We start from the raw sequence: 1539 nt of genomic DNA, 5'->3' as shown, positions 1-1539 counted from the left end.
TCACCGCCGGAACGGTGCTCGGCACCAGGTTCTCGAAATTGCCACCGGTGGCGGTCGCAATGGTTGCTTCGACTTTGCCGGCATCTTTATAGACGTCATCGGCAGGCGCTGCGACGGTCACGGTGCCGGTGGTTTTGCCCGCTTCGATGGTGATCACCGCACCGTTCGACAGGGTCACGGTCACCGGCGTGCCGGCCGGGTTGGTCAGCGTGGCGGTGTAAACAATCGAACCGCCTTCAGCCACCGAATCGGTCGCGGTCAGGTTCAGGTTGGTGGTGTCGTTGGTGTCGGACACGGCGGTGTCGGCGGACTTGCCGTCGACCGCGAGTTTTTCGTAGTTGCCGCCCGTAGCGCCATCGATGGTCACGCTCAGCGAGCTGCCGCCAGCCAGTGGGCTGTTGGGCGCCACGTAGTTCACCGTGCCGGTGGTTTCACCGACAGCGATGGTGATGGTCTGGCCGTTGGACAGGGTCACGACAACCGGCGAGCCGGTCACTGGTGCGGTCACGGTCGCGGTGTAGACCACGGTTTCGCCTTCGGCCACGTTGGCGGTGGCGGTCAGCGACACGGTGGAGGTGTCGATGGTGTCGTTGACGGTGGTAACCGCCGGGGCCGTGCTGGTGACCAGGTTCTCGAAGTCGCCACCGGTTGCGCCCTTGATGGTCGCTTCTACGGTGCCAGCGTCTTTGTAGACGTCATCTTTCGGTGCGTCGACGGTGACGGTGCCGGTGGTTTCGCCAGCCTTGATGGTGATCACCGAGCCGTTGCTCAGGGTCACGGTCACTGGCGAGCCAGCCGCATTGGTCAGGGTGGCGGTGTAGGTGATCTGGCCGCCTTCGTCCACAGTGCCCGTCGCGGTCAGCGACAGATTGGTGGTGTCGGTGGTGTCGGTCACGGTGGTGCTGACCGGGGTTTTGTCGGCCACGAGGTTTTCGTAGTTGCCGCCAGAAACGCCAGTGATCGAGTTGGTCAGCGGGGCGTGGCCGGTCAACGCATCGTTCGGAGCGATGGTGGTCACGGTGCCGGTGGTTTTACCGATTTCGATGGTGATGTTCTGACCGTTGGCCAGGGTCACGACGACAGGCGAACCGGTGACAGGCGCGCCAACAGTCGCGGTGTAGGTGACGGTGCCACCTTCAGCGGCCGACTCGGTGGCGGTCAGTTTGACGGTCGACGTGTCGATGGTGTCAGTCACTTCGGTCACGGCGGGAACGGTGCTCGGCACCAGGTTCTCGAAGTTGCCGCCAGTAGCATCCTTGATCGTTACTTCGACTTTGCCGGCGTCTTTGTAGACGTCATCGGCAGGCGCGGCGACGGTCACGGTGCCGGTGGTTTTGCCCGCTTCGATGGTGATCACTGCACCGTTCGACAAGGTCACGGTGACCGGCGTGCCGGCCGGGTTGGTCAGCGTCGCGGTGTAGATGATCGAACCGCCCTCGGCAACCGAATTGGTCGCGCTGAGGGACAGATCGGTGGTGTCGACGGTGTCAGTGACAGTGGTCGACACCGGAGTCTTGTCGGCCACGAGATTTTCGTAGT

1 protein-coding gene is annotated in these 1539 nt (G+C 63.3%); it reads right to left on the bottom strand.

What is annotated here, in order from left to right; genetic code table 11:
* Positions 1–1539, bottom strand: a 1539-nt coding sequence (locus EJA71_RS13955) for an immunoglobulin-like domain-containing protein (RefSeq protein ID WP_371925680.1), incomplete at both ends; no start/stop codon positions are given.

Source organism: Pseudomonas sp. PB106 (genome assembly GCF_009764645.1).
GTDB lineage: Bacteria > Pseudomonadota > Gammaproteobacteria > Pseudomonadales > Pseudomonadaceae > Aquipseudomonas.
This window is presented reverse-complemented; position numbering and strand designations above follow the sequence as displayed.